Source organism: Weissella kandleri, assembly GCF_045504165.1.
GTDB lineage: Bacteria > Bacillota > Bacilli > Lactobacillales > Lactobacillaceae > Weissella > Weissella kandleri_A.
This window is the reverse complement of the sequence record NZ_JBJJNY010000001.1, coordinates 168,751-194,041: the sequence shown is the minus strand read 5'-3', so window position 1 is coordinate 194,041 and position 25,291 is coordinate 168,751. Positions and strand designations below refer to the sequence as shown.

Annotated in this window: 21 protein-coding genes and 2 pseudogenes; all 23 read right to left on the bottom strand. The window is 40.4% G+C overall.

From position 1 onward, the window contains the following. A pseudogene (locus ACJQWY_RS00940) lies at positions 1-272 on the bottom strand (hypothetical protein); the annotation flags it as partial. A gap of 36 nt (positions 273-308) precedes the next feature. Then, positions 309-1,010 (bottom strand): ribonuclease III, encoded by a 702-nt coding sequence (gene rnc, locus ACJQWY_RS00935; RefSeq protein ID WP_407075878.1) that lies wholly within the window; start codon positions 1,008-1,010, stop codon positions 309-311. Positions 1,011-1,099: 89 nt separating this feature from the next. Then, on the bottom strand, positions 1,100-1,342 hold the full coding sequence (gene acpP / locus ACJQWY_RS00930; protein ID WP_407075877.1) for an acyl carrier protein: 243 nt from the start codon (positions 1,340-1,342) through the stop codon (positions 1,100-1,102). A gap of 121 nt (positions 1,343-1,463) precedes the next feature. Beyond that, positions 1,464-2,497: pseudogene (gene plsX, locus ACJQWY_RS00925) on the bottom strand (phosphate acyltransferase PlsX). A 55-nt stretch (positions 2,498-2,552) separates the two neighbouring features. Continuing rightward, entirely contained in the window at positions 2,553-4,619 is a 2,067-nt protein-coding gene (recG, locus tag ACJQWY_RS00920; RefSeq protein WP_407075876.1) for an ATP-dependent DNA helicase RecG, read from the bottom strand. A gap of 138 nt (positions 4,620-4,757) precedes the next feature. Beyond that, positions 4,758-6,212: an NCS2 family permease gene (locus ACJQWY_RS00915; protein WP_407075875.1), complete on the bottom strand. Its 1,455-nt coding sequence runs from the start codon at positions 6,210-6,212 to the stop codon at positions 4,758-4,760. Between the two features lie 260 nt (positions 6,213-6,472). Then, positions 6,473-8,155 (bottom strand): arginine--tRNA ligase, encoded by a 1,683-nt coding sequence (gene argS, locus ACJQWY_RS00910; RefSeq protein WP_407075874.1) that lies wholly within the window; start codon positions 8,153-8,155, stop codon positions 6,473-6,475. Positions 8,156-8,218: 63 nt separating this feature from the next. Continuing rightward, on the bottom strand, positions 8,219-8,509 hold the full coding sequence (locus ACJQWY_RS00905) for a hypothetical protein (RefSeq protein WP_407075873.1): 291 nt from the start codon (positions 8,507-8,509) through the stop codon (positions 8,219-8,221). A 68-nt stretch (positions 8,510-8,577) separates the two neighbouring features. Beyond that, entirely contained in the window at positions 8,578-10,110 is a 1,533-nt protein-coding gene (locus tag ACJQWY_RS00900) for a UDP-N-acetylmuramoyl-L-alanyl-D-glutamate--2,6-diaminopimelate ligase (RefSeq protein WP_407075872.1), read from the bottom strand. Between the two features lie 3 nt (positions 10,111-10,113). Next, positions 10,114-11,409 carry a bifunctional folylpolyglutamate synthase/dihydrofolate synthase gene (locus ACJQWY_RS00895; RefSeq protein ID WP_407075871.1) on the bottom strand — a complete coding sequence of 432 codons (1,296 nt, stop codon included), beginning with the start codon at positions 11,407-11,409 and terminating at the stop codon, positions 10,114-10,116. Between the two features lie 213 nt (positions 11,410-11,622). Then, positions 11,623-12,516: a zinc metalloprotease HtpX gene (gene htpX, locus ACJQWY_RS00890; RefSeq protein WP_407075870.1), complete on the bottom strand. Its 894-nt coding sequence runs from the start codon at positions 12,514-12,516 to the stop codon at positions 11,623-11,625. A gap of 19 nt (positions 12,517-12,535) precedes the next feature. Next, positions 12,536-13,096 (bottom strand): LemA family protein, encoded by a 561-nt coding sequence (locus ACJQWY_RS00885; RefSeq protein WP_407075869.1) that lies wholly within the window; start codon positions 13,094-13,096, stop codon positions 12,536-12,538. 24 nt (positions 13,097-13,120) lie between these two features. Then, positions 13,121-14,845: a phospho-sugar mutase gene (locus ACJQWY_RS00880; RefSeq protein ID WP_407075868.1), complete on the bottom strand. Its 1,725-nt coding sequence runs from the start codon at positions 14,843-14,845 to the stop codon at positions 13,121-13,123. A 177-nt stretch (positions 14,846-15,022) separates the two neighbouring features. Then, positions 15,023-16,699 (bottom strand): DAK2 domain-containing protein, encoded by a 1,677-nt coding sequence (locus ACJQWY_RS00875; RefSeq protein ID WP_407075867.1) that lies wholly within the window; start codon positions 16,697-16,699, stop codon positions 15,023-15,025. Positions 16,700-16,727: 28 nt separating this feature from the next. Further along, complete coding sequence (locus tag ACJQWY_RS00870; RefSeq protein ID WP_407075866.1) at positions 16,728-17,090, bottom strand: Asp23/Gls24 family envelope stress response protein; 363 nt, start codon at positions 17,088-17,090, stop codon at positions 16,728-16,730. Positions 17,091-17,397: 307 nt separating this feature from the next. Continuing rightward, positions 17,398-17,598 carry a 50S ribosomal protein L28 gene (rpmB, locus tag ACJQWY_RS00865; protein ID WP_003609111.1) on the bottom strand — a complete coding sequence of 67 codons (201 nt, stop codon included), beginning with the start codon at positions 17,596-17,598 and terminating at the stop codon, positions 17,398-17,400. Positions 17,599-17,729: 131 nt separating this feature from the next. Further along, positions 17,730-18,401, bottom strand: coding sequence for a thiamine diphosphokinase (locus ACJQWY_RS00860; protein ID WP_407075865.1), 672 nt, complete (start codon positions 18,399-18,401; stop codon positions 17,730-17,732). Positions 18,402-18,404: 3 nt separating this feature from the next. Next, on the bottom strand, positions 18,405-19,061 hold the full coding sequence (rpe, locus tag ACJQWY_RS00855; protein WP_407075864.1) for a ribulose-phosphate 3-epimerase: 657 nt from the start codon (positions 19,059-19,061) through the stop codon (positions 18,405-18,407). Between the two features lie 34 nt (positions 19,062-19,095). Continuing rightward, complete coding sequence (gene rsgA, locus ACJQWY_RS00850) at positions 19,096-20,010, bottom strand: ribosome small subunit-dependent GTPase A (RefSeq protein WP_407075863.1); 915 nt, start codon at positions 20,008-20,010, stop codon at positions 19,096-19,098. Between the two features lie 200 nt (positions 20,011-20,210). Further along, positions 20,211-22,190, bottom strand: coding sequence for a Stk1 family PASTA domain-containing Ser/Thr kinase (gene pknB / locus ACJQWY_RS00845; RefSeq protein ID WP_407075862.1), 1,980 nt, complete (start codon positions 22,188-22,190; stop codon positions 20,211-20,213). Next, complete coding sequence (locus ACJQWY_RS00840) at positions 22,177-22,932, bottom strand: Stp1/IreP family PP2C-type Ser/Thr phosphatase (protein WP_407075861.1); 756 nt, start codon at positions 22,930-22,932, stop codon at positions 22,177-22,179. Before ACJQWY_RS00840 ends, pknB begins: the two co-directional genes overlap by 14 nt. 35 nt (positions 22,933-22,967) lie before the next feature. After that, positions 22,968-24,341 (bottom strand): 16S rRNA (cytosine(967)-C(5))-methyltransferase RsmB, encoded by a 1,374-nt coding sequence (rsmB, locus tag ACJQWY_RS00835; protein ID WP_407075860.1) that lies wholly within the window; start codon positions 24,339-24,341, stop codon positions 22,968-22,970. After that, positions 24,334-25,287 carry a methionyl-tRNA formyltransferase gene (gene fmt / locus ACJQWY_RS00830; RefSeq protein ID WP_407075859.1) on the bottom strand — a complete coding sequence of 318 codons (954 nt, stop codon included), beginning with the start codon at positions 25,285-25,287 and terminating at the stop codon, positions 24,334-24,336. Before fmt ends, rsmB begins: the two co-directional genes overlap by 8 nt. Positions 25,288-25,291: the final 4 nt, after the last annotated feature.

Sequence of the window (25,291 nt, the reverse complement as noted above, 5' to 3'; positions counted from 1 at the left end):
TCTGTTTCTGTTTCTGTTTCTGTTTCTGTTTCTGTTTCTGTTAGGATGGTCGCATCATTGGTGGCATTGTCAACCGCAACGGGCTCTTTTACCACATTTTTTATTTCGTGTGGCTCTAATACTTCGACACGAATCGGACTCTTTAAGCTTGCCAACTCAACTGGATGATCAGCATCAATATGCGGATATAACGTTTCTACTTCCACCACCGTTGCCTTTTGTGGTATTTCTTCCCCAGTAAAGGCTCGTTTAATCGCATCAAATAATCCCATTTACCCTACCTCATCATTTTAAATGTTTACCGTTACTTATTTATTCATGGTTAAATCTTTATAAGCGCGCCGAGCAGCTTCTTTTTCAGCATCTTTTGTAGACTTACCTTGACCGACTGCTAATTGCTTACCATTCAATTGCACGGCTACAGTAAAAATCTGTTCATTATTTTCAATTTGTTCTTCTGAAAGTTTTTGATAATTAATATCGACAGTTCCATTTTTTTGCAATAATTCTTGTAACTTTGATTTATAATCAACAAACCGATCATAAAATCCCGTATCAATTTTAGAAAAGAATACCTGCTTCAAAAGGTTCACGACCGCATCTTGACCTTGATCCAAGTATAAAGCTCCAATAAAGGCTTCCCATAAGTCTTCTAACAAAGTATCGCGATTTCGTGCTCCAGAAATTTCTTCTCCGTGCCCTAATTGAACATAGCGATCAAGATGTAACTCACGTGACAAAGCTGCGAAAGAACGCGTTTGAACCATTAAAATGCGCAGCTCTGTCAATCGACCTTCATCCCAATCTGGATACCTTTTAAATAGGTAAACCGCTGAAGATTGTTGCATAATTGCGTCGCCTAAAAACTCTAAGCGTTGATAATCCCGCCCATGATAATTAGGATGCTCATTAATATAATTGGCTTGTGTTAAAGCTTCTTCTAGTAAGGACAAATCATCAAAATGAATACCATATTGTACTTCAATCTCAGTCTGTAATTCTGCAAACATTATTTCCCTCTTTTCTGTTATTTCTTAAGTATACCAAAAAACCGGGACCCTGGGGCCTCGGTTTCACTAAATTCATTTAATCTTTTCGTTTACTTTTGATGATTATAAATATAATCAACCGTATCATTAATTGTTGTAAGCTTATCAGCATCTTCATCTGGAATTTCAGCGTCAAATGCATCTTCCATTTCTAATACTAATTCCACAAAATCAATTGAGTCTGCGTCAATATCCTTCAAGAAATTTAAGTCTCCAGTTACTTGGTCTGGATTCAACTCAAAATGATCGGCAACTAAAGTCGCAACCTGATCGTAAATCGCTTGCTTTTCCATGATTATTACTTACTCCTTTAATTATCAACTTATTGCTAGTTTAAATCATGCTATCTTAGCACAAAACGGGTCGTCCTCTTAATCATTCAAAGTCAAAAGAACGATTCTATTTATATCTTACTTAATTCTGCTGACTTGTCAAATCATTTTGATGTTCCGCTACAAAGGCTTGCACGTTGCCAGTCAAATTAATCGTTAACATTTTTTCGATTTGACCTAACGCCGCAGCAATGGCATCCGGTCCCGCTGAACCGTGAGCTTTAACTACCGGTGCTTTGACCCCCAGTACGACCGCTCCACCATATTGTTCCGGATTAAATTTTTGACCCAATTTTTTCAACGCTGGCAATAACAACAGACCACCTAATTTGGTTCGCAAATTACCTTGCTTAATCAGGTTTTTAAGCATCTTCATCAACGTTTTCGCTGTTCCTTCAGTAGCTTTTAACGCTGCATTTCCCGAAAAACCATCAGCGACTACCACGTCAGCGGCACCCTGCAATAATTCTGAAGATTCCACATTACCAATGAAATTCAAATACTTAGCGTCAGCCCCATTTTGTAATAAAACATGGGCTTCTTTATGCACTGTATCCCCTTTATCCGGTTCCGTCCCGTTATTCAACAAACCAACCCGTGGATTTTCATATTGCAAAATATCATGCGCATAAAATGAACCTAAAATTCCATATTCATACAGTTGATTGGCGCGGTTTTCAGCATTTGCTCCCATATCCATCATAACAAACGCATCATGTAATCCGCCTGTTGCTGGCATCAAAGTCATTAAAGCGGGACGACTAATTCCCTTTATCCGACCAACCAAAAAGATAGACGCCGCCAACACAGCTCCAGTATTTCCAGCGGAGAAAAAAGCATCTGCTTCACCTTTTTGACTGCCGTAGCGGCCATTACCAAAGAGCTTTGCTTCCGGGTTCGAACTGACTTAACTGGTTCATCAGCCATACCTAAAGCATCATCAGCTTGCACCAACTCAATTTGGCGCGAGTCCTGAATCAGTGGCTTCACTTGCGCCAAGTCACCATATAAAATAAATTCAACATTTGGTAATTGTTCGCGTGCCTTCTCAACACCAGCAACTACCGTCTCTGGTGCATGATCACCGCCCATTGCATCAACCGCAATTTTATACATTCTTATGGCCTCTTTTTTCTATTTTTTTCAATTTTACCACATCCCTCAAGATACCTTAATCAAAATTCCGGTACCGGTCCATGGTTTCCGACAAATATTGCACCAAAGCCTTATTTTCTGGCAATTGATCCCAATTAGGTGTATCTAAAACCTGCATTGCACTTTGCTGTGCAGCTTCCATCATTAACAAATCTTTGACGGGATCACCCACCTTAAATTCAGGCATCCCTGATTGTCGGCGTCCAAGTACATCACCGGACCCACGCAATTCCAAATCCTTTTGTGCTAGCACAAAGCCATCTGTCGTTGCCGTCATGGCCTCCATCCGTTCAATTCCAAACTGTGTCTTTGGATCAGCCATTAAAAAAGCATATGATGCACGTGAACCACGTCCAACACGACCACGCAACTGATGTAACTGAGCCAAGCCAAACCGATCAGCATCCAAAATCAGCATGACACTCGCATTAGGTACGTCAACGCCCACTTCAATAACCGTTGTAGCCACCAAAACTTGAAATTGATTGGCTTTAAATTGGCTCATCACCGCATCTTTTTCTTGATTATTCATCCGACCGTGAAGTAGCCCAACCTGATATTGCGGCATAAAATACTTTTGTAATTCTTCATATACTGCGTGAGCATTTTGTACATCTAGCGCTTCAGACTCTTCAATTAAAGGCGTTACCACGTAAGATTGAGCACCAATTTCTAATTGCTGCAAGATAAATTTGACTACTTGCTCTAACGCATTTCCCCGCAACCACCGAGTCTGAATCGGCTGACGTCCCTTTGGTAATTGATTAATCACTGAGATGTCCATCTCTCCATAACTCGTAATCGCCAATGTCCGCGGAATCGGGGTCGCCGTCATGGCTAAGATATCTGGATTCATCCCAATTTCACGCAGCTTAGCACGTTGCTTCACCCCAAAACGATGCTGTTCATCAATAATCGCCAAGCCTAAATTATGAAAGACAATATCGTCTTGAATTAAAGCATGGGTTCCAATCAACAAATCTATTGATCCATCTGCTAAATCAGCTAAAATTTGCCGTCGAGCAGCCGCCTTTGTTGAACCCGTTAATAATTCAACACGCACTTCCGCCGGATCAAAAAATTCTCCCAATGTTTTGGCATGCTGTTGCGCTAGAATTTCCGTTGGTGCCATCAGCGCCGCTTGCATTCCAGCCGTAAATGCAGCATAAATAGCTAAAGCTGCCACCACCGTTTTACCCGAACCTACATCACCCTGTAACAAGCGATTCATATGCTTTGGGCGACGCATGTCAGCAACAATTTCATTTACCACCTTTTTTTGAGCATCCGTTAACTCAAACGGTAACGTTTGAATGAAGGCCTTCAAGCGTGGATTATCAAAGCTGACCGCCCGCCCTTGATGATTTTGATCCATTAACTTTAACAACTGCATCCGCATTTGAAAAATAAAAAATTCTTCAAATGAAGCCGTGCGCCGTGCATTTTGCGCTTCAATCAAAGATTGCGGGAAATGCACTCCAAAAAACATCGCTTTACGCGTCAGTAATTTATATTGAGCGCGGATTGATTCTGGAATCAGATCCACTAAATCATCTTGATATTTTCCTAACGCTTGCTCTATTAGGCTTTTTAACGTCCGTTGTTGAATTTCTTTGGAGGCGGGATAAACAGCTTCCATTTCATCAATTTGATTAGGTAATAAAATTTTAATCCCGCTCAAAGTTTGTTTATTTTTTTCATAAGTCCCATAGACCGCGACTTCTTGTTCTACAGCCAATTTTTTTTGCAACCACGGTTGATTGAAAAAAGTTACCGCAATATTATCATGTTCAACTAAAATCCGAAAGTTTAAACGCGTTTTTTTATAACCAAACCGTGATAATACTGGAGCCGAAGAAACTATACCTTTAAACGTGACCTTTTCGCCATCATCGGTTTCAGAAGGTAACTTCGTCGCCAAATCACTATAACGCAGCGGAAAGTTCATTAATAAATCGTCAATCGTGAAAATAGATAAATGATGTAACCCCAGCAAACGCTTTTCACCTACTCCGCTCAGAACTTCCACGGGATTTTCTAATGGAATCGGCTCTGTTCCCATTTTTTTAGGTTTTTCCGCCATTTTTTCACATCCTTCCGCAAAGCTTTATTCTCTTAATAGTTTAGCATTTTTTACGTTCAGAAAAAATCAACAAGCTAACTACTTTTCACTTAACAAAAAAAGCATTGAATTCTCATTCAATGCTTGGATACTAAATGCTTAGCCAATTGCCATCGCTACAAAATTTAACATAAAGAGCAATGCAATTACCCACAACACTGGTGTAATCTCATAACGTTTATGCCGGGCTAATTTCACAACAATAAATAGAATAAAGCCAGCGGCAATCCCATATGAAATCGAATATGACAAGGCCATAAAGGCGGACGTAAAGAAAGCTGGAATTGCAACTTCAAGGTCATTCCAGTCAATAGCTTTAAACTCATTCATCATTGAAATTCCAACCACGATTAAAATCGGCGCCGTAGCAGCTGAAGGTACAACTCCCACTAATGGGGCTGCCACAATTGAAAAGATAAAGCCAATAGCCACCACTACTGAGGTCAATCCGGTCCGACCACCCGCATTAATCCCAGCCGCCGATTCAATAAAGGTAGTTGTGTTTGAACTTCCATAAATCCCAGCCAACATCGTCGCAAAAGTATCGGCGACCAAGCCACGATCCATCTTTGACTTAAAGCCCTTACCTTCTTCAAATTCTTTTTGATCTTTCTTTGAGAAAATTCCAGTCGTCATTCCCGTTCCAATAAAAGTTCCAATCGCGTCAAACAAACCTGACAATCCCATTGAGAAGACCGTTAAAATCACAACCAAAATCTGCTTTGGGGTGGTAAACATTGACCATAATCCATCCGCCCCCAAGGCTGCGCCGAAAACCGTTTGGAAATCATGGAATGTCATTGAAAATGAATTTGCAATATCAATATTCAAATTGGTGACGCCCATGGGAATCCCAATCACGGTTGTAATCACTACTGATAATAGGTAAGCTCCCCGCACCTTTTTAATCACTAATACAACTAAAATTAAAAACCCAATCAATGCTAATAAAACCGGGGCCGTATTGAAATTCGCTAAAGTGGGCGTCGTTCCACCATTGGCCAACAAAGTATTAATTTGACCAGCCTTATCTGCCTGATTAAAGGCATGATTATTTAACGTCACAATGTTTTCACCACCTACGATGAAATTAATGAAACCCGCATTTTTTAGCCCAATGTAAGCAATGAACAATCCAATTCCAGCAGCAATTGCATGCTTTAATTGCACCGGAATGGCTTTCACAATTGAAGCTCGTAACTTAGTTAAGGTAATCACCACATCGACTAACCCAACTAAAAAGACCATCCCCAAAGCTTGTTGCCAAGTGAAACCCAGTCCGAACACAATCGTATATGTAAACATGGCCTGCATCCCAATCGATGGCCCGATGGCATATGGTAAGTTCGCAAAGAGTCCCGTAATTAACGTTCCCGTCACAATTGTTAAAATCGTCGCTAAAAATACCCCTTGTGAAGGCATCCCCGTCATTGACAACACAGCTGGATTTAAAAAGATAATATACCCCATTGCAATGAAAGTAGTTAAACCTGATGTGATTTCAGTGCGAACCGATGTATTATTTTCTGATAATTTGAAAAAATGCTCTAACACAATACACTCCTTAAAAATAAAATGGCGCCTTTAAGTCTTAATACCAAAGGCGCATGAAAAAAGAAAACGACGTAAAGAAAAGCCTTTACGTCGCTAACTAATATAATTTGAAACTAATCTAAAAACAATCAAATTATGTTTTCATAGTCTGTGGCAAAACACGTTAACGACTAAAATAATTGAAATATTGTTATTAACAATACCCTTCTATCTTTTATTCGTCAAGCTATTTTTAAACTCTTAACCACCACTAAGCTATTTTACATTTCAACAGGTGCTGCTACTCCTAAGAGGCGCAATGACTCAGTCAAAATGTTTGAAACTGCTTGAACCAAAGCCAGACGCGCGTTCAATTCGCCATCATCAGCCAAAATTTTAGAATTAGCATAGTACTTATTGAATGTCCGGGCTAAGTTCAAAGCATATTTAGCTACAACTGATGGCTCGCGATCGCGCCAAGCCCTGCGAATTACATTTTCAAATTCACCAAGGAGCTTTTCAATCTCCCAGACTTGTTCGTCACTAATCTCCAACTGCGTTTCATCAATCGCCCGCTTAGCTTTCCGCAAAAGTGAGTGTGCTCGTGCATTGGCATATTGAACGTATGGTCCTGTATCACCTTCAAAGCGCACCACATCTTCCAGCTTAAAGTCAAAGTTCAACGTCCGATCATTCATTAAATCATGAAAGACCACCGCTCCTGTTCCAACTTCATGGGCAGTCCGCTCTTTATTGGTCAAATCAGGATTCTTCTCATTAATTTGTTCCAAAGCTAACTTCTCTGAATCAGCTAAGACATCCTTTAACAAAATAATCCGTCCTGAACGCGTTGAAAGTTTCTTTCCATCAACCGTAATCATTCCAAATGAAATATGTTCAATATCATCAGCCCAAGCATAACCCATTTCCGTCAAGATGGCTTTTAATTGCTCAAAATGCTCACGTTGCTCACCACCAACCACATACAAAGACTTAACGAAGTTGTACGTCTTCTTCCGGTACGTAGCAGCAGCCAAATCACGTGTCATATAAAGCGTCGCTCCATCGCTTCGCTTAATCATCGCTGGATTCAAACCATAAGCATCCAAATCCACAATTTGAGCACCTTGTGATTTAACCAGCTTATGCTCTTGCTCTAACTTTTCAACAACGCTGTCCATCTTATCATTATAGAAAGCTTCCCCGTTGAAAGAATCAAATTGAATATTTAATGTATCATAAAGATCCATAAATTCTTTCAATGATTCATCTCGGAACCATTGCCAGAGTTGGAGTGCTTCTTCGTCACCATCTTCTAACTTCTTAAACCACATCCGGCCTTCATCATTTAACTCAGGCGAATTCTCAGCCTCAGCGTGGAATTGCACGTAATACTTAACCAAAGTATTAATTGGATCTGCTTTTACCGCCTCTTCTGAACCCCAACGCTTATAAGCAACTATCAACTTACCAAATTGAGTCCCCCAGTCACCTAAATGATTAATCTTAATTGGTTGATAACCATTCGCAGCTGAAATTTCAGCTAATGAGTTTCCGATAACGGTTGAACGAAGATGTCCCATTGACATTGGCTTAGCAATGTTTGGAGATGACATATCAATCGTCACATGTCCCGCTTCACCATCCGTGTTGTGACCGTAGTTTTCAGTTTGCAACACTTTAGTTAAAATTTGACTTCCAGCGGTTTTGGGATCCATGAAAAAGTTGATATATGGTCCTACTGCTTCAACCTGCTTAAAACCAGCTTTGTCAATCTTCTCTACCAAGTCAGCGGCGATAATATTAGGCGCCTTCTTTAATTGTTTAGCTAAAATAAAAGTTGGGAAAGCATAATCCCCCTTACTTGAATCTTTTGGAACTTCAATCTTATCAATCAAAATTTGCTCATCTAATTCGGGCTCCGCCTGTTTTAAAGCCGCTGCCACTTGTTTTTTATAGTCCATATTTTGACCCTCCTGCCTCACTTATTTATCATCTTTTACAGTTTCTATTTTAGAAATTGCCTTTTAATCTTTTGTTGGTGCCTCATCTTCGGCTGGTACTTCACGAGGAGCCGGGTTATCCGTCTTGACTAAGATTTTAGTCTCTGACATACGTGTAATTGCACGCCGATTGTATTCCACAACCGTTGCTTCATCGCTTGGATCATTTTCCGTAATCATCACCAATAATGCATGCTCATAAACCTTTTCGACAATTCCTTTAAAATCATGTTCAAAGTTAGCAAAAGCAGGTGCTTCAACGTAATCACCAATATCAAATGCGGATGTATTAATCATCGGTTCTTTTTTAGCCATTGGTAATTCTCCTTCTCATTTTGCATAAACATTCAAATCAAACTTAACCCATTATACCAAATCCAACACTAACTTTCTAGGTCTGCAACGATTTCTTGCGCGATTTCCCAATCATTAGCATATGGAGTATTAACACCATTAATTTTCTGATACTCATCCAAGCCTTTCGCCGCTAAAACAACGACATCATTGGGCTGTGAGGCCTTAATCGCTGATTTAATTGCTTTAGCTCGGTCCATTTCGCGCACAATTTCGACCTGCGGATTAACAATAGCGGCTTGAATTTCATCGGCAATGGCAGCTGGATCTTCATATTGAGGATCATCAGCCGTTAAATATGCAATATCAGCAGCTTCACTAATAGCTTGTCCAATGCCGGGGCGTCGAGAAACACCCTTATTTCCAGGTGCTCCGACTACAATGCGCAATATCTTCACGGTTTCATTTGAGCGAATAAATTGCAATAATGCCGCAATCGATGCATAGTTATGCGCATAATCCACATAGATTGTGCCATGCTTTTGCGTATTAAAAATTTGCATCCGACCAGGAATCTTAACTTCACTCAGACCGGTTTGAATCGCTGCCACATCCGCTCCAACTAGGCGACTAGCAATCGCAGCAGCGGTTGCGTTGCTTTCGTTAAAATCACCGGGCAAATCTAACTGGTAGCTGTCCGCAATTCCCAAGCGCTTTCCTTGTTCGTCCTGCGTTACAAGATCAAATTGTGACCCTTGTAAATCAGCATGTTGCGTTTGAAAGGCTACGTCACTCCAAGTTTCTTCAGATTTTTGCCCATATAACCAAATTCCATCCCGCGGCAACATATCCTCAGCGCGTTCTATAATTTCACCAAAATGGTCACTCTCGACATTCAAAACCACTTGATCAGAATGATCAATTAACATCAGCTTGTGTGCTAAATAATCCGCAAAAGTAGGATGTTCATTTTCGCCAATGTGATCGGGTGAAATATTTAAAAAGATTCCTACATCATAACGCAACCCATAAACGCGCCGCATCTTAAACGCCTGTGAAGAAACTTCCATCACCATATGTGTCATTCCATTATCAACTGCCTCTCGCATCGATTTAAACAAATCAATTGATTCTGGCGTAGTCAAACTTGACCGGTAATGATTTTTCGGAGCGGGTCCCGTAATTTGACTTATCGTTGAGGAAAGGGCCGTTTTATGTTCAGTAGCTGTATCCAATATCGAATACATCATATAAGCAGTTGAAGTCTTCCCTTTAGTGCCAGTAATCCCTACTAATTTCAAATCGTTTTGCGGATAATCATAAAACGCCATCCCCACAATACTCATAGCAGCCAAAGGATCATCTACATACCAAACTGGTACCGCTACGTCCAAAGCCTGATTAACAGGTGCAACCACTCCGGCAACTCCTTTGGTCATTGCTTGTTCCAAATATTCAGCTTTAAAATTTCCTTTAATGAAGAACAGATCACCTGGTTGTGCCGCTTGTGAATTATAGCTAACACCTTTCAGCACTAATTCCGGTTGGTCGATAGCGTCGTTTTGCCTTAATAGACCTTCTGATTGTAATAAATTAGTAATTTGATTTGCTTTTAAAACCATTAGTTATTCCTTTTCGTTCGTTCCGATTGCTTGTAAAGTATAAAATGATCCCGTTACCACAATCAAAGCATGCGATGATTCCCGATAATGCCGGGCTAATTGCACCGCCGCGCTAGGGTCATCGGCAATCTCAATATCCAAGTTTGTATTGTGCACACAATAAGAAGCCAGAGCATCTGCTGTCATCGCATCCTTACTATTTGGCGTCACCGCGATAATAGTTGAAGCCACATCGGCCACCAAGTCAATCATGTCATGGGCGTTTTTATTATCTAATATGCCTAACACAAAGACTGGCTTGAAAGGCAAATGCCAAGCTTTAATCGAATCGATTAATCCACTAATTCCGGCTGGCGTATCAGCACCGTCATATAACACATTACGTTGTGCATTATATTCCATCCGCCCGGGAATTGAAACATGCGCTAAAGCCGTGGCAATTCGATCGCTGGACAACCAAAATCCTTTTTTCTGTAAAACACCAACAATCTGTAGCACTGTGTTCAAATTATAAGCTTGGTAATTACCGGTTAATGAGAGATACAAATCAGGTAAATCATCAATATTGAGCCGCAACCCCTTAGGCGAGCTCGACAAAACCGTAATTTGCGGTACTTTGGCAGGATTCCAGATTGCGCCTACTTGCTCGGCTCGATTTTTTAAAATTTTAAAAACGAGTGCCTCTTGGCCAGGGTAACTAACCACAATCGATCCAGGCTTAATAATTTTACTTTTTTCTTCGGCTACACGATTTAAACTCTGCCCTGCTTGGCACACATTGTCAACTGAAATTTTTGTGAACGCCACAATGAACGGACGATCAATTACCCGAGTTGCATCTAGGTCGCCAGCATGACCAGCTTCAAAAACAACAAAATGTAAATCCTGACGGGCAAAATAAACCAGAGCAATCAAAACCCACCATTCAAACCGCGACAATACCGAAAAGTCACCACCATGACGCTTAATTTGGATAATAACATCTCGGACAATTTTGACGACTTCATCCGTAGTAATTGCTTTTTCATTCATCGTGACCATCTGTAAATCATCTTTTACGGCTTGCGATGAAAAGTGACCAATCCGATAGTTACTCTCAGATAAAACTTGGGTTAAAATCGCACCAGTTGAGCCACGACCGTTTGTCCCCGCAATATAAATAATCCGTAAGCGCTTATCCGGATTACCCATCCACGACAAAACTTCTCGGAGCATGCCGACACGGGCTAAACTAGGTTCAACCGCACCAGCCGCACTAATCTTTTTCATAATCTTGTTGTATTCTTCGCGCCCCATCATAACTACTGTCCTTATATTTATATTAATGATTATAAGTTATTCAATCTTGATCAAACTAACATTTTTCAAATTATTTTTCACAGAGACTATCTTATACCTTAAAGTAAAAAAGCACCATCATAAAACTGTTCTGATGATGCTTAAATATTCGTTGAATCTTATCAAGCTTGGAATGATGCATATAAATTACCATTCTAAGCCAATTAAGCACCCTTACATTTTTTCCAATGCGGCAATTCGCTCTTCAACCGGCGGATGGGTGGCAAAAAGCTTATTCATATTGTCAGCGGACAAAGGATTGCTAATATAAAGCCCAGCACTGGAAGGTGCGACATTTTCTGTCTCCATCGGCTGACTCTGCGAAATCTTTTGTAACGCCTGAATCAATGCTTGTGGATTACGCGTCAGCTCAACCGCACCTGCATCCGCTAAAAATTCACGATTCCTTGAAATAGCTAACTGTACCATCGTCGCAACCATTGGGGCGAGAATCAAAACAAGCAAGGAAACTAACATCCCAATAACGCTCGTCGCATTATTTTCATCATCACGCCGACTACCCCCTCCAAAAAACATAAAGTTTGTCCCAAAATTAGCGAGTAGAGCAATCAAAGAAGTCAAAGCAACTGCTAAAGTCTGAACTCGAATATCATAGTTTCGAACATGCGTCATCTCATGAGCCATGACACCTTCTAATTCATTACGATTTAGCGTTTCTAAGATTCCTCGAGTAGCAGCGACTGCCGCCTGGTTAGGATTATTGCCCGTTGCAAAAGCATTCGGGGATAGATCATCAATAATGAAGACTCGTGGCATTGGCACCTGCGCCACTAACGCCATATCTTCAACAACATGCCATAATTCTGGCGCTTCAGCGGGTCCACTAACTTCATGAGCATGATTCATTTGCATAACAATATCAGTCGATTGACTAAAAACATATACTCCATAAATCAAGCCCAAAACTAGTGCGATTAATAACCCCATCGCTGCTGAACGCCACATAAAATACCCCAAAGCGGCTCCTACGAGACCCACAAAAAAGAAAAATATCAAAAAGAGTCCGATGGTTTTACGCTTATTTTTGGCAATCTGTTCAAATAGCATGTCTCACTCCTTACTAACCTTAATCATCAAATGAGACTTTTGGCACACTCTTTTCAGCTTCAGGTGTTTCTAAAAAGACAGCTGGCTTAAAATGACTTAAATTAGCCACAATTGATGTCGGGAACATTTGTAGTTTAGAATTATAATTAGCCGTTGTTGTATTAAATAATTGACGTGAATAAGCAATCTTATTTTCCGTATTCGTCAATTCTTCCATTAACTGCTGATATTGTTGATTTGCTTTTAAATCCGGGTATGCTTCGGATAAAGCAAAAATGGATTTCAAAGAATTCGACAATTGGTTTGAAATTTCCATTTTTGCTTGTGGATCATCATCTGACACCGTCATCAATTGATTTCGCAATCCAACGACTTTTTGCAAAGTTTCTTGTTCGTACTTAGCATAACCCTTCACCGTTTCCAACAAGTTTGGAATTAAATCATTCCGCCGCTTTAACTGAACATCGATTTGTGACCAAGCTTCCTGCGTGTGCATCCGAGCAGCCACTAATCCATTGTAGACTACCACATATATAATAACTAAGACGACGATAATTCCTAAAAATATCCACATAAGCATTTACCCTTTCTATAAGTATACTGTTTAATCAATGTATTCTTGAATCGTGGCTTGAATAGCTGCCAATTTTTCACGAGCTTGTACTGCGGTGGCACCCTTAGTCCCAACATAGAACTTAATTTTAGGCTCCGTTCCAGAAGGACGAACCGCCACCCATGAGCCATCACTTAACCAATATTTCAAGACCTCTGCCTTAGGTAAAGTCATTGGCGTAATCTGGTGGGTCAAAAGATTCAATTCAGTTGATTGAGCAAAGTCTTCCAAGCTCTCGACTGTAAGTCCGCCAAATGCGACTGGCATATTCTCACGGAAATTAGCAATTAGCTTTTCAATGCGCTCCTTCCCATCAATACCGTCAAAAGTTAATGATTGCGTATCTTCAGCAAAGTAGCCATACTTCTCAAACAATTCTTGCACACCATCATAAACTGTCTTACCTAATGACTTATAGTAAGCGGCCACTTCGGCCATTAAGACGGTCGCTTGAATTGAATCCTTATCGCGCGTAAATGGCTTAACTAAATAACCATATGATTCTTCAAAGCCAAAGAGAAAGGTATGTGCGTGGGTCATCTCATATTCTTTAATTTGTTCGGCGATATATTTAAAGCCCGTCAAAACGTTAATCGTCTGGACCCCAAAGCTTTGGGCGATATCAGCCGCAAATTCTGAAGAAACAATTGACTTTACCAGAACTCCATTAGCCGGCAAGCTATGGTCAGCTTGCTTTGCTGTAAGAATGTAATGCATCATGATAGCTCCAATTTGGTTACCAGTCAACAAAACATACTCACCAGAAGGTTGGCGCACCGCCGTTCCCATACGATCAGCATCTGGATCAACCGCAATCACAACATCAGCCCCGTTAGCCTTAGCTAAATCAATTCCCATTGCCAGTGCCTCAGGATCTTCCGGATTAGGCAATTTAACCGTCGGGAAATCACCATTCGGTTCCTTTTGCTCGGAAACCATCGTCACATTTTTAAAGCCGGCATTTTCCAAAGCTGGTCCAGCAATTGCCGCACCCGTTCCATGTAATGGCGAATAAACCAACTTCATATCGCGTCCCACTGTGTCAATGAGCTCACGATTGATTGAAACGGTTTGCACATTTTTAAGATATGCTTGATCCATTTCATCCCCAACCACTTGATACAACCCAGCTTGTTGCAAAGATGCCATTTCAGCAACTGGTACTGCAAACATATCAGCTTGCCGAATTTCTTTGGTAATAATATCTGATTCCTTTGGTGGCATCTGTCCACCATCTTCACCATAGATTTTATAACCATTATAATTCTTAGGGTTATGCGATGCCGTAATCATAATACCGGCATAAGTTCCTAAGTGCCGTACCGCAAATGATAGTTCTGGCGTTGGCCGCAAAGCATCAAAAACATAAGCTTTAATACCATGGGCACCCAAAACTTTTCCTGCTTCTTGCGCAAAAATCTGAGAATAATGCCGTGAATCATATGAAATTACAACCCCACGTTGCTTAATTGATTCATCATTAAATGAATCCATCAAACGTGCTAAGCCCTCTGTTGCTTGCCGCACCGTATAAATGTTCATCCGATTAATACCGGCCCCCAAAACACCACGCATTCCAGCGGTTCCAAAACTTAGTGGGGTATAAAAGGCATCCTCTTTTGCTGCATCCGTTTTTAAATTGTTTAAGTCTTCTTTTAAATCAGCTGGTAAATCTGGCTTATTTTGCCACAATTTATAATTTTCTTTCCAGTTCATGATCATTCTCCTCCATAGTCCAGTAAAACTATATTTGCCTTATTATATCATAGCCCTTAAATCGCAAGCGATGCCTTTTATTAAATCGACAATAATTTATAGTAAATAAAAAATGAGTATCCTTTAAAATGACAAAGATACTCACTAAAAAATCCATGAATTGGACTAATTAATACATTATTCAACTGCAATATAGATTGGATAGATGGGCTGGTCCCCTTTTTGGATGTCAACATCAATATCATCATCCAAATCAGCGACAACTTCTGACAATTGATTAGCTAACTTCTCATCACCGTCTGCACCGTAGATGATAGTAACCATTTCGTCTTCTTCAGTTAACATCTTCTTCAACAAAGCTTCCGCTGCTTCTAAGATATTTGCATCTGGCTCTGAAACAACAATATCGCCATCAAAGATTCCAATTGCATCTCCACTATGAATGGTCAAGCCTTTCATAGTCGTATCTCGCACTGAAGTTGTGACTGAACCTGACTTAACATTACCCATCGCTTCAGTCATGGTAGTAGCATTCGTCGTTAAATCTGCATCTGGATTGTATCCAACCAAAAGCGCGGTTAAGCCTTGTGGAATCGTCCGCGTCTTAATGATTTCGACCGGTACGTCGACCATATCCTTAGCCTGTTCAGCGGCCATAAAGATATTTGAATCATTTGGCATGATTATAACCTCTTTAGCTCCACTCTTTTGAATTGCTTCCACAATATCGGCCGTTGAAGGTGCTTGCGTAGCATCAATAATGATATTGGCTCCAGATGATTGAAAGAGATTTTGTACCCCTGTTCCGGTAGCAATCGCAATAATTGCACGCTCGATTTGCACTGACTGCTCGTTTTTCTTTGCGGTTTCAGCTTCTTTTGATGCTTCAGCTTGTTGATTACGCATATTATCAACTTTAGTTTTACGTAACGCTCCAAACTTCAGACCCCATTCAAAGACTTTTCCAGGGTGTTCCGTATGCACGTGCACCTTGACCACTTCGTCATCATTAATAACTAACAAGGAATCACCTAGTTCAGCTAAATATGCATAGAATGTATCATAATCAAAATCAGTGTCATAAGTCGTTCCCACACCAAGATCAACCATCATTTCAGTACAATATCCATATTTAATGCTCTCAGGATTCAATTCACCTTGAACTCCGGTATTGTGCATTTCTTTGATCATGGCTTCTAGGCCAGCATTATCGACGGTATCATGATTAATTTCTTGACCAGATAAGACTCCATAAAAAGCCTCTAAGACAATAACCAACCCTTGTCCACCAGAATCAACTACGCCAACTTCTTTTAAGACTGGCAATAAATCGGGGGTTGAAGCTAAGGCTACTTCAGCCGCATCGTAGGCAGCCTTAGCTACCATCACAACATCCTCAGATTCTTTCGCTGTATTATTAGCAGCCGTTGCCGCTTCACGAATAACAGTTAAAATTGTTCCCTCAGTAGGCTTCATCACCGCTTTATAAGCAGTTTCAGCGCCACCCATTAAACCATTGGCAAAGGTTCGAGATGTCAAAACATCTTCGTCTTTAACTGCCGTAGCAAATCCACGGAAAATTTGTGATAAAATCACCCCTGAATTTCCACGTGCGCCCATTAAAAGCCCTTTTGAAGTTGCTTTAGCTAAAGCACCTAGCCGTGTGTCAACCTCATCACGTTCATATTCAGCTCCTGAAGCCATTGACAAAGTCATATTCGTCCCCGTGTCACCGTCTGGGACTGGGAAAACATTCAACTTATTAATTTTTTCAGCATTATCTTGTAAGGCACTTGCTGCCGCATTAATCATTTTACCAAACTCAACATTGGTAATCTTCGTTACAACTTCCACAGTTTTTAATCCTCCGCAACCTACGCGTCTATTCGCCTAAGATTCGTACACCCTGTACAATAACATTAACTTCATCAGCGACAACGCCCAACATACTGCTCAAATCGTTCTTAACACGAGCTTGGACACTTTTAGAAATTTCTGAAATTTTCATGCCATATCCGACAATAATATAAACATCTACTGCAATTCCATTTTCAATTTCACGTACGACAACGCCGCGGCCATAATTATCACCGCTCAAAGCTTGATTAATTCCATCTCGTACAGGCGTCTGGCTCGCCATTCCAACAACACCATAATTATCAGTGGCTGCTCCACCAACAATTTTAGCAATTACATCGTTCTCAATTTGAACCATGCCTTGTTCGGTTTGAATTTTAACTGCCATGTCCAACACCCTCCTCTAAATTAGTAATTGTATTTTTAATTTTAACCCTATGCAAATTCTACTTAACGCAGGGGGCCTTTTAAACATTCTACCGCATTTTTAGTAAATTTAAAAAGATGCGTTCAAAGCATATGAAGAATTATAACGCACAAAGCCCAACTGTACAACAAGGTTCGAGTCTCGAAATAATTTGAAAAACGTCATCTTTCGCTAACAGCCAACATTTAGCCTTTTTAAATCTAATTATTTATCACCAATATATAAAAAAAGTAGTCGACTATAAGTTGACTACCCTTTTCTATGAATTTTAAACGCGTTCAATTGAACCGTTCTTCAACCCAGCCTTCAAAGTACGGGCTGACAAGTAAACTTTCTTAGGGGCTGAACCGTTAATCTTAACGGTAACCTTTTGCAAGTTTGGCTTCCAGCTACGGCGGCTTGAGTTAAGAGCGTGTGAACGTTGGTTTCCAAAGCGTGTACGCTTTCCGTTGACTGCATCAACTGCCATGATGTGACCCTCCCATCTTAAGCTCATTATTTCAGTGCTTTTATTTACTTTAATTATATTATCAAAGCCCCACCCAATATGCAAGCGTTTCTGTAAAGTATTTTTACTTTACATCAATTTTTTAGGCTTTTTCATGATTGTTTAACATCTTTGGACTGGATGACTGCAATCATCCCCTGTTCAAAAGAAAAATGATTTTGACTCCCATTAAATTCATTTGAACCCCAAATCTTAGGACCGCCAGACCACTGCAAAGAATATTTTTCATCAGGCAACTCTAAATTCACCACCGGTTCCAAGGCAGCAAACCCTAAATAACGGAATTCAGGATTATGTTGAATTGTATGACTGCCTGGTAAATAAAAGCGAATTTCATTATTGCGATCAATAAGCACTACTCGTTGTGCGAGTTCTCGAAATTCGGGCTCAATAAACATCCATATGTTCCCTAATGCATGATCCAATCGACCACCAGTCGCCCCATAAACTTCAATACACTTTGGTGAAAATTGTTGATCAACAGCTTTAAGGAGTGCCTGGGTGTCGGTTGAAATTTGTTCAAATTTTTGGACAACTGTCGGTACTACCTGATCAATTTTTCGCCGCTCAACCGGACTAATTGAATCAAAATCTCCAATCGCAAAAATCGGTGGCTGATTTAGCGTAATCAAATCAATCGTTCCCCGATCTGCTGCTGCCCAAGGCCCTGATAATTCACCATTTTTCAATTCATCTGGCCATTCAGAATGTGGCCCGCCCAAGAGGATTCGCATTCGATCTTGAGGTAATACCGTATGTGTCATTTTTTAAGCCGTAACTTCCTTCAAACGAGCCACCTTGGCAGCAGGATCGACTTTATCATAAACATATGAGCCAGCCACAGCCACAGTTGCCCCAGCATCATAAGCTAACTTAGTAGTCTCGTCATTGGCGCCACCGTCAATTTCAATATCAAAGTTATATCCATTAGCCTGCTTCAACGCTGTTAATTGCTCAATTTTCTTAACTGTTTCAGGCAAGAACTTTTGTCCACCAAAGCCAGGGTTAACCGTCATAACCAAAACTTGATCTACCATATACAAAACCGGTTCAATCGCTGAAACTGGTGTTCCAGGGTTTATCACAACTTCGGACTTGATTCCATGCTCATTAATTTGTTGCAAAGCGCGATGTAAGTGTTGAGTAGCTTCATAATGCACTCCCAAAATATCAGCGCCGGCCTTAACAAAATCATCAACATACCGTTCTGGTTGTTCAACCATCAAGTGAACATCCAAAACCATGTTTGTCTTGGCTTTCAAAGCTTTCACCCATCCAGGACCATATGAGATTGATGGAACAAACATTCCGTCCATCACATCAATATGTAAATATTCCGCTCCAGCGTCCTCAACCGTCTTAACATCGGCCTCCAAATTCAAATAATCTGCTGCTAAAATTGATGGTGCTACTTTAATTGCCATAATTTCCTCATTTCTATGATTGTTATATTAAGCACTAATGCTTCTTATCATGTTTATTATATACCGGACGTCGACCTTCAATCAAATCATAAAATAATTTATAGTTATCATAACGTGATTCCATAATCTTACCGTCTACTACAGCCGTTTTAACTGCGCACCCAGGCTCATTTAAATGTTGGCATCCTCGAAAACGACAACCTTTTGAAATCTGGTTAATTTCCCGAAAATACAAAGTTAATTCCCGTGAAGGCATTTTAAAAACATCAAACGTCGAAAATCCAGGCGTATCAGCGACCCAGCCTTGACCTAAAGAAACCAGTCCTACTTGACGTGTCGTATGTTTACCACGACTCAACGCTTGTGAAACTTCTCCCGTTTTTAATTGTAAATCAGGGTCTAAATGATTTAACAAGGTTGATTTACCAGCTCCCGTTTGACCCATAACAACATTTAAGCCATGATCTAGCTCATGCCTAATTTCACTTAAACTTACTTGATCAAACGCTGTTTGGGGTAAAATCACTTGGTAGCCAGCTCGCCGGTACCCATCTGCTAATTTTTCAAATTGCTGCAATTCCGCTTCCGTTAGTAAATCAGTTTTAGTGAAATAAATAATGGGCTCGATGTCATCACTTTCCAAAGTCACCAATTGACGATCTAATAAATTTGTTGAAAAATCAGGCAACTTAACCGCCGTGACCAAAACGGCCTGGTCAATATTGGCCACCGGCGGTCGCACCAAACTATTCCGTCGTGAGTCAATTTCTAAAATATAGCCTTCTGTTTGATTCTCCGCCGTAAAGGTCACAAAATCCCCTACTAATGGGGTTTGGCCCTTCTTTCGAAAATTACCCCGCGCTCGTGTGCGATACATTAATCCCGCATCCGTTAAAACATCGTAAAAACCGGCTAACGATAAATGTATTTGTCCATGATAATTCGTCATTCTTTCCCCTTGTTTTAAAGTTTTCTCTTATTGTAACTTAAGCTCGCATACCAAAACAAGCATAAACTGTAGGCTAGCAGTTAAATAGCGTTATCTTTGAACACTAAAAAATTCATGTCCTACTAGATTTTTTAGCAGAACATGAATTTTGATTGCTACTGTATAAGTATCTTGGCAAATTGGCTTTTTACAAGCTGTTTTTAGGATTGATTATCCGTATTATTATTATCACTACTATGACTATTTCCCGTGCCAGCTGAAACAGTTACTGTAATAGTATTACCCTTTTGCATCTTGTCACCAGCCGAAACACTTTGGCTCGTAATCTTACCTTTTTCGGCTGAAGACGTTACGTCCGTTTTCGGTTGAACATTGATTCCATTTTTCTTAGCCCAACTTTGAACGTCGCTCAAGGTCTTCCCGCTAAAATCAGGCACGGTTACATCGTCAGAACCACTTGAAATAGTAACCGTAATAACGGTTGCCGCCGTTACCTTCGTTCCAGCTTTTACGGACTGACTAATCACCATATCAGCCGCCACCGTATCTGAGCTAACTTTATTAAACGAAACGGTCACTCCGTTCTTATCAGCCCAAGCTTGAACTTGATTTTGGCTCATATTTTGGAAACTGGGAACTGTAATGGTCTGTTGTCCTTTTGAAACAGTAAAGGTTACCGTGGTTTCACCAGGATTAACCAACGTTTCTGCATCAACATCTTGCGCTATAATATAGCCTTCGGGAACGTCTGTACTATTTTGCTGGACTTCTTTAACTGTAAAGCCTTTTGCTTCCAGCTGACGCTCAACTTTACTATATTTCTCACTAGTATAATCACCAAACCGGACTTTTTTAGCTCCTGTTGAAACATACAAATTAACTGAAGAGCCTTTATCAACCTGGGTTCCTCTACGAGGATCCGTTTTAATCACTTTCCCATTACTGATTTGCTTATCGGAAACATGGTAAACCTCACCGACTTTTAAGCCATCTTCCTTCAAAGAATTTTTAGCCGATTTTTCAGTATACCCTCGGAAGTCAGTCATAGTGACTTTATCAGACGAAACTAATCCAACAATTAAAAAGATTCCTAAAATTAAAGCTAATAAGCCGACCAAGAGTCCCATACGCCGTCGCTTCTTAGACATTTTTTTCTTTGGCTTCTTTTGTGGCTTTTTTTCTTGTTCTTTTTGTTTTCTAGAAATCGGGGTCGGATCAGTTTTCCCATCTACTTTGTCATCTTTTTTATTAGCGGCTGCCGCAGCGGCTCCTAAGACAGAAGCTGGGATAATTTTTGTTGCGGTACTATTGGAAATATCATTTTTAGCTGCCATCTCCAAACGAGGTTCATTAATCCGATCTTCTGCCATTACAGTTGATAAATCTTCACGCATTCCATCAACTGAATTATAACGATCCATTGCAATTTTTTGAGTTGCTTTTAAAATCACATTCTCTAACGCTTGTGGAATCCGCGGGTCAATATCACGCACAAAAGGCATCGGCTGCGTAGAATGCATTAAAGCAACACTCACCGCTTCTGGTGCATCAAATGGCACTTTCCCCACTAGCATTTCGTAAAGAATAATCCCTAATGCATAAATATCACTCCGCGTCGTTGCCATACCACCCTTAACTTGCTCAGGTGACATGTAATGAATTGAACCAATTGCAACATCTGTTTTGGTCAAACCTAAACTCGATTGAGCCAAAGCAATCCCAAAATCAGTAATCTTCGCTCTTCCCGCTTCATCAATTAAAATATTTTGAGGTTTTAAATCACGATGAACAATATTATGACTATGCGCCATTGCTACTCCAGCTAAAATATCATCCATAATTTGTAACGTACGAGTAATCGTCAAGGGATGATGTTTCGCAATATAACGTTTTAAATCCTCACCTTTGACGTACTCAGTTACTAAAAATTGCAACTGATTTGTTTCTCCAAAGTCATAAACCTGAATAATATTTGGATGCACTAATTCTGTCGAAGCCGCAATTTCATTTTCAAATCGTTGCCGAATCGTGCTATCGTCGCGTAAATCCAATCGCAATAATTTGACAGAGACATCACGATCCAAAATCATATCGTGAGCGCGATAGACATTGGCCATCCCCCCCTCACCTAAAGGTTCAATAATCTTATATCTTTCGGCAATTAACTCATTTGCTTGCATTTTGGCTACCAACTCCTTCTTGAATTCCCAACAAGGCTGTGACGTTATCTGGCGTTCCTTGTTGATTGGCAGTTGTAATTAAACTTGCCACGGCTTTAGAAATACTATCTGATTGTTGAATAATCTGAATAATTTCATGATCTGTTAGCGCTTTACCTAAACCATCAGTAGTTAACAACAATAAATCGCCTTCTTTAATCCGCATATCTTGAATATCTGGATTAGCTGCTTCAGTCGCGCCTAATTGTCGAGTAATCATATGCCGACCAGGATGGTCAGCTGCTTCTTCAGATGTAATCGCTCCTTTGCGTAGTAATTCACTCGCCAAATTATGATCCTGTGTTAATTGTAATATACTATCACGCCGCAATAAGTATGCCCGTGAATCGCCCAAATTAGCAATCACTAAGGCATCGGGTAAAATCACTGCAATCACTAAGGTTGTCGCCATCCCTTGTAGTGTTTTATACCGATTTGCTGTCTTCAAAATTTCTTGATTTTCTTGAATGGTTTGTTCAACCAACCATGCTCTAACCGTTGAAACTTGATCGACATTGGTTTTAGTCCAATCATTACCAATATGTGAAACCGCCATGGTTGCCGCTACGTCACCAGCATTTTGTCCGCCCACACCATCAGCAACAATGGCCAATTGTAATCCTTTTTGATTGACAAAAACATCAACATAATCTTGATTTTCCGCTCGTGTCGTGCCTGCGTCGGTTGCAAAAGCCAGTCTCATACGCTAACCTCTCTCTAATTCTATCTAAAATAATCTTACTGTTTTTTTCTTAAGGTAGCAATAAAAAATCCATCTGAACCATAATCGTCTGGATAAATTTGTTGCGTAAGCTCTGTTTGCCCAGATATTTGCGTTTCTGATGCTAAAGCACCTTTTGTTTTCACTAATTCAAAATCCGGATGCTTACTTAAGAAAGCTTGCACCACAGCATCATTTTCAATTTCAAAAATGGTACATGTCCCATATACTAGCCGACCTTGCGGCTTTAACTTTGGTGCGACTGCTTCTAAAATTGCTAATTGAATCTTATGTAAATTTTGACTATCCTGATACTGCTTTTCATACCTAATCTCTGGTTTACGGCGCATTAAACCGAAGCCAGAACAAGGCGCATCGACCAAAATTGCATCAAAACTAGCGTCGGTAAAGCGTTCAGCGACATTGCGGGCATCTAATTGCTGTGCCACAATTTGTGCATCAACATGCAACCGTTGAGCATTTTCTTGAATTAGGCGCACCTTATGGGGATGAATATCCAATGCCTCTACCCGACCACCTTGTTTTGAATCTAGATAGGTCGCAATTTGGGTCGTCTTGCCACCTGGCGCAGCCGCAGCATCCAAGACATACGCATTTGGTTGCAATTGTAGATTAGGCACCATCAAAGTAGCCGCCTCATCTTGAACGGTCACTAAACCGTCTAACGCTGCTTTAGAACTCGCGACATGTCCATACTCGACTACCAACGCATCTGCACTGACTAGTGAAGGACTAACAACAAAACCTTCTTCTTCTAAACTGGCGATAGCCGTCTTAGCATCTGTAACGGCCCGGTTAACTCGCACTGTTTGCCTAGGCGCCTGATTTAAGCTCATCGCAATTGACTGAGTTTTCTTAAAGCCGACCTCTTGCTTTAGTTGTTGAATAATCCAAACTGGAATAGAAGCTTCAATTGAAAGCCGTTCTACTGGATCCTTGATAGCATCCATGGTTGGGAAACCTTGACGATCAATTGCATGCAAAACACCCGTCACATATTTGCGAATACCATCATGTCCTCGACGCTTTGCAATTTGGATTGCTTCATCAAAAATAGCATGATTAGGAACCTTATCAAGATATTGCATTTGAAAAATTGAAACAAGCAAAAGCTCCTGGACAAACGAATCGGCCTTTCCATTAGTAAAAGGCTGTAACCAATATTCTAATGTCAAACGATGTTGAATGACACCATAAACCAAGGTTGTGAGCAGGTTAACATCCCGCTGATCTAACTGTGAATCTTTAATAATTTGATTTAATTGTAGATTAGAATAGGCCCCATTTTTAACTTGTTCCAATGTCCGAACGGCTAAAGCCCGAGAATTTTGCCGCTCCCAATCTGCAATTTTTTGTTTTCCCTTACTCATTTGTAATTACCTGATCACCTTCATTAAAATCAGCGTGACCATTGAGATACGCCGTAATATCCATCACTGCCTTACCTGCTGGTTGAATCTGGTCAATTGCAATCGCATGACCATCATTTCCAGCAATCCAAAGTTCATGTTTATTTTTCAAAACCACCGTCCCAGCTTCAGCGTGGTTCGTCTCATCTACCAAGTGAGCACTAATTAACTTAGTTCGCACACCATTAATTGTCGTGTGCGCAATTGGGAATGGATTTAACCCTCGAATTTTATTAAAAATGCTCCGAGCTGGTTGATTAAAATCAATCACCTCTTCTTCTGGCTTAATCGTTGGGGCAAAAGTTACTTCCGTCTGGGCTTGAGGCCAAGCTTGATTCGTACCAGCAATTAAATCAGGTAAAGTTTGAAGTAATAAATCACGTCCCAATAATGAAAGTTTTTCAAACATGGTCCCTGTTGTATCAGAATCAGTAATTGGCAAACGGGCTTGTGACAAAATATCACCTGCATCCATTTCTTTAACCATGTACATAATTGAGACTCCCGTTTCGGTATCACCATTCATCACAGCGTAATGAATTGGGGCTCCTCCACGATATTTTGGAAGCAACGAGGCATGGACATTAATCGCACCAATTTTAGCGGCTTGCAGTAATTTAGTCGGTAAAAATTGCCCATAAGCTGCAGTAATCATAATATCGGGCTCCAATGCAATTAATTGATCCATTTCAGCTGAACCAGATAATTTTGCCGGTTGAAAGATTGGTAATTGATGTTTTTGCGCTAAAGTTTTAACCGGGCTGGGCGTCAACGTATGCTTTCGTCCAACTGGGCGATCGGGTTGCGTTAGAACGGCTACTAATTCATAATCCGGTTCTTGCAACAATGCTTCTAAAATGTTCACTGCAAATGCGGGTGTTCCCATAAATATAATCTTTGTCGTCATCTTT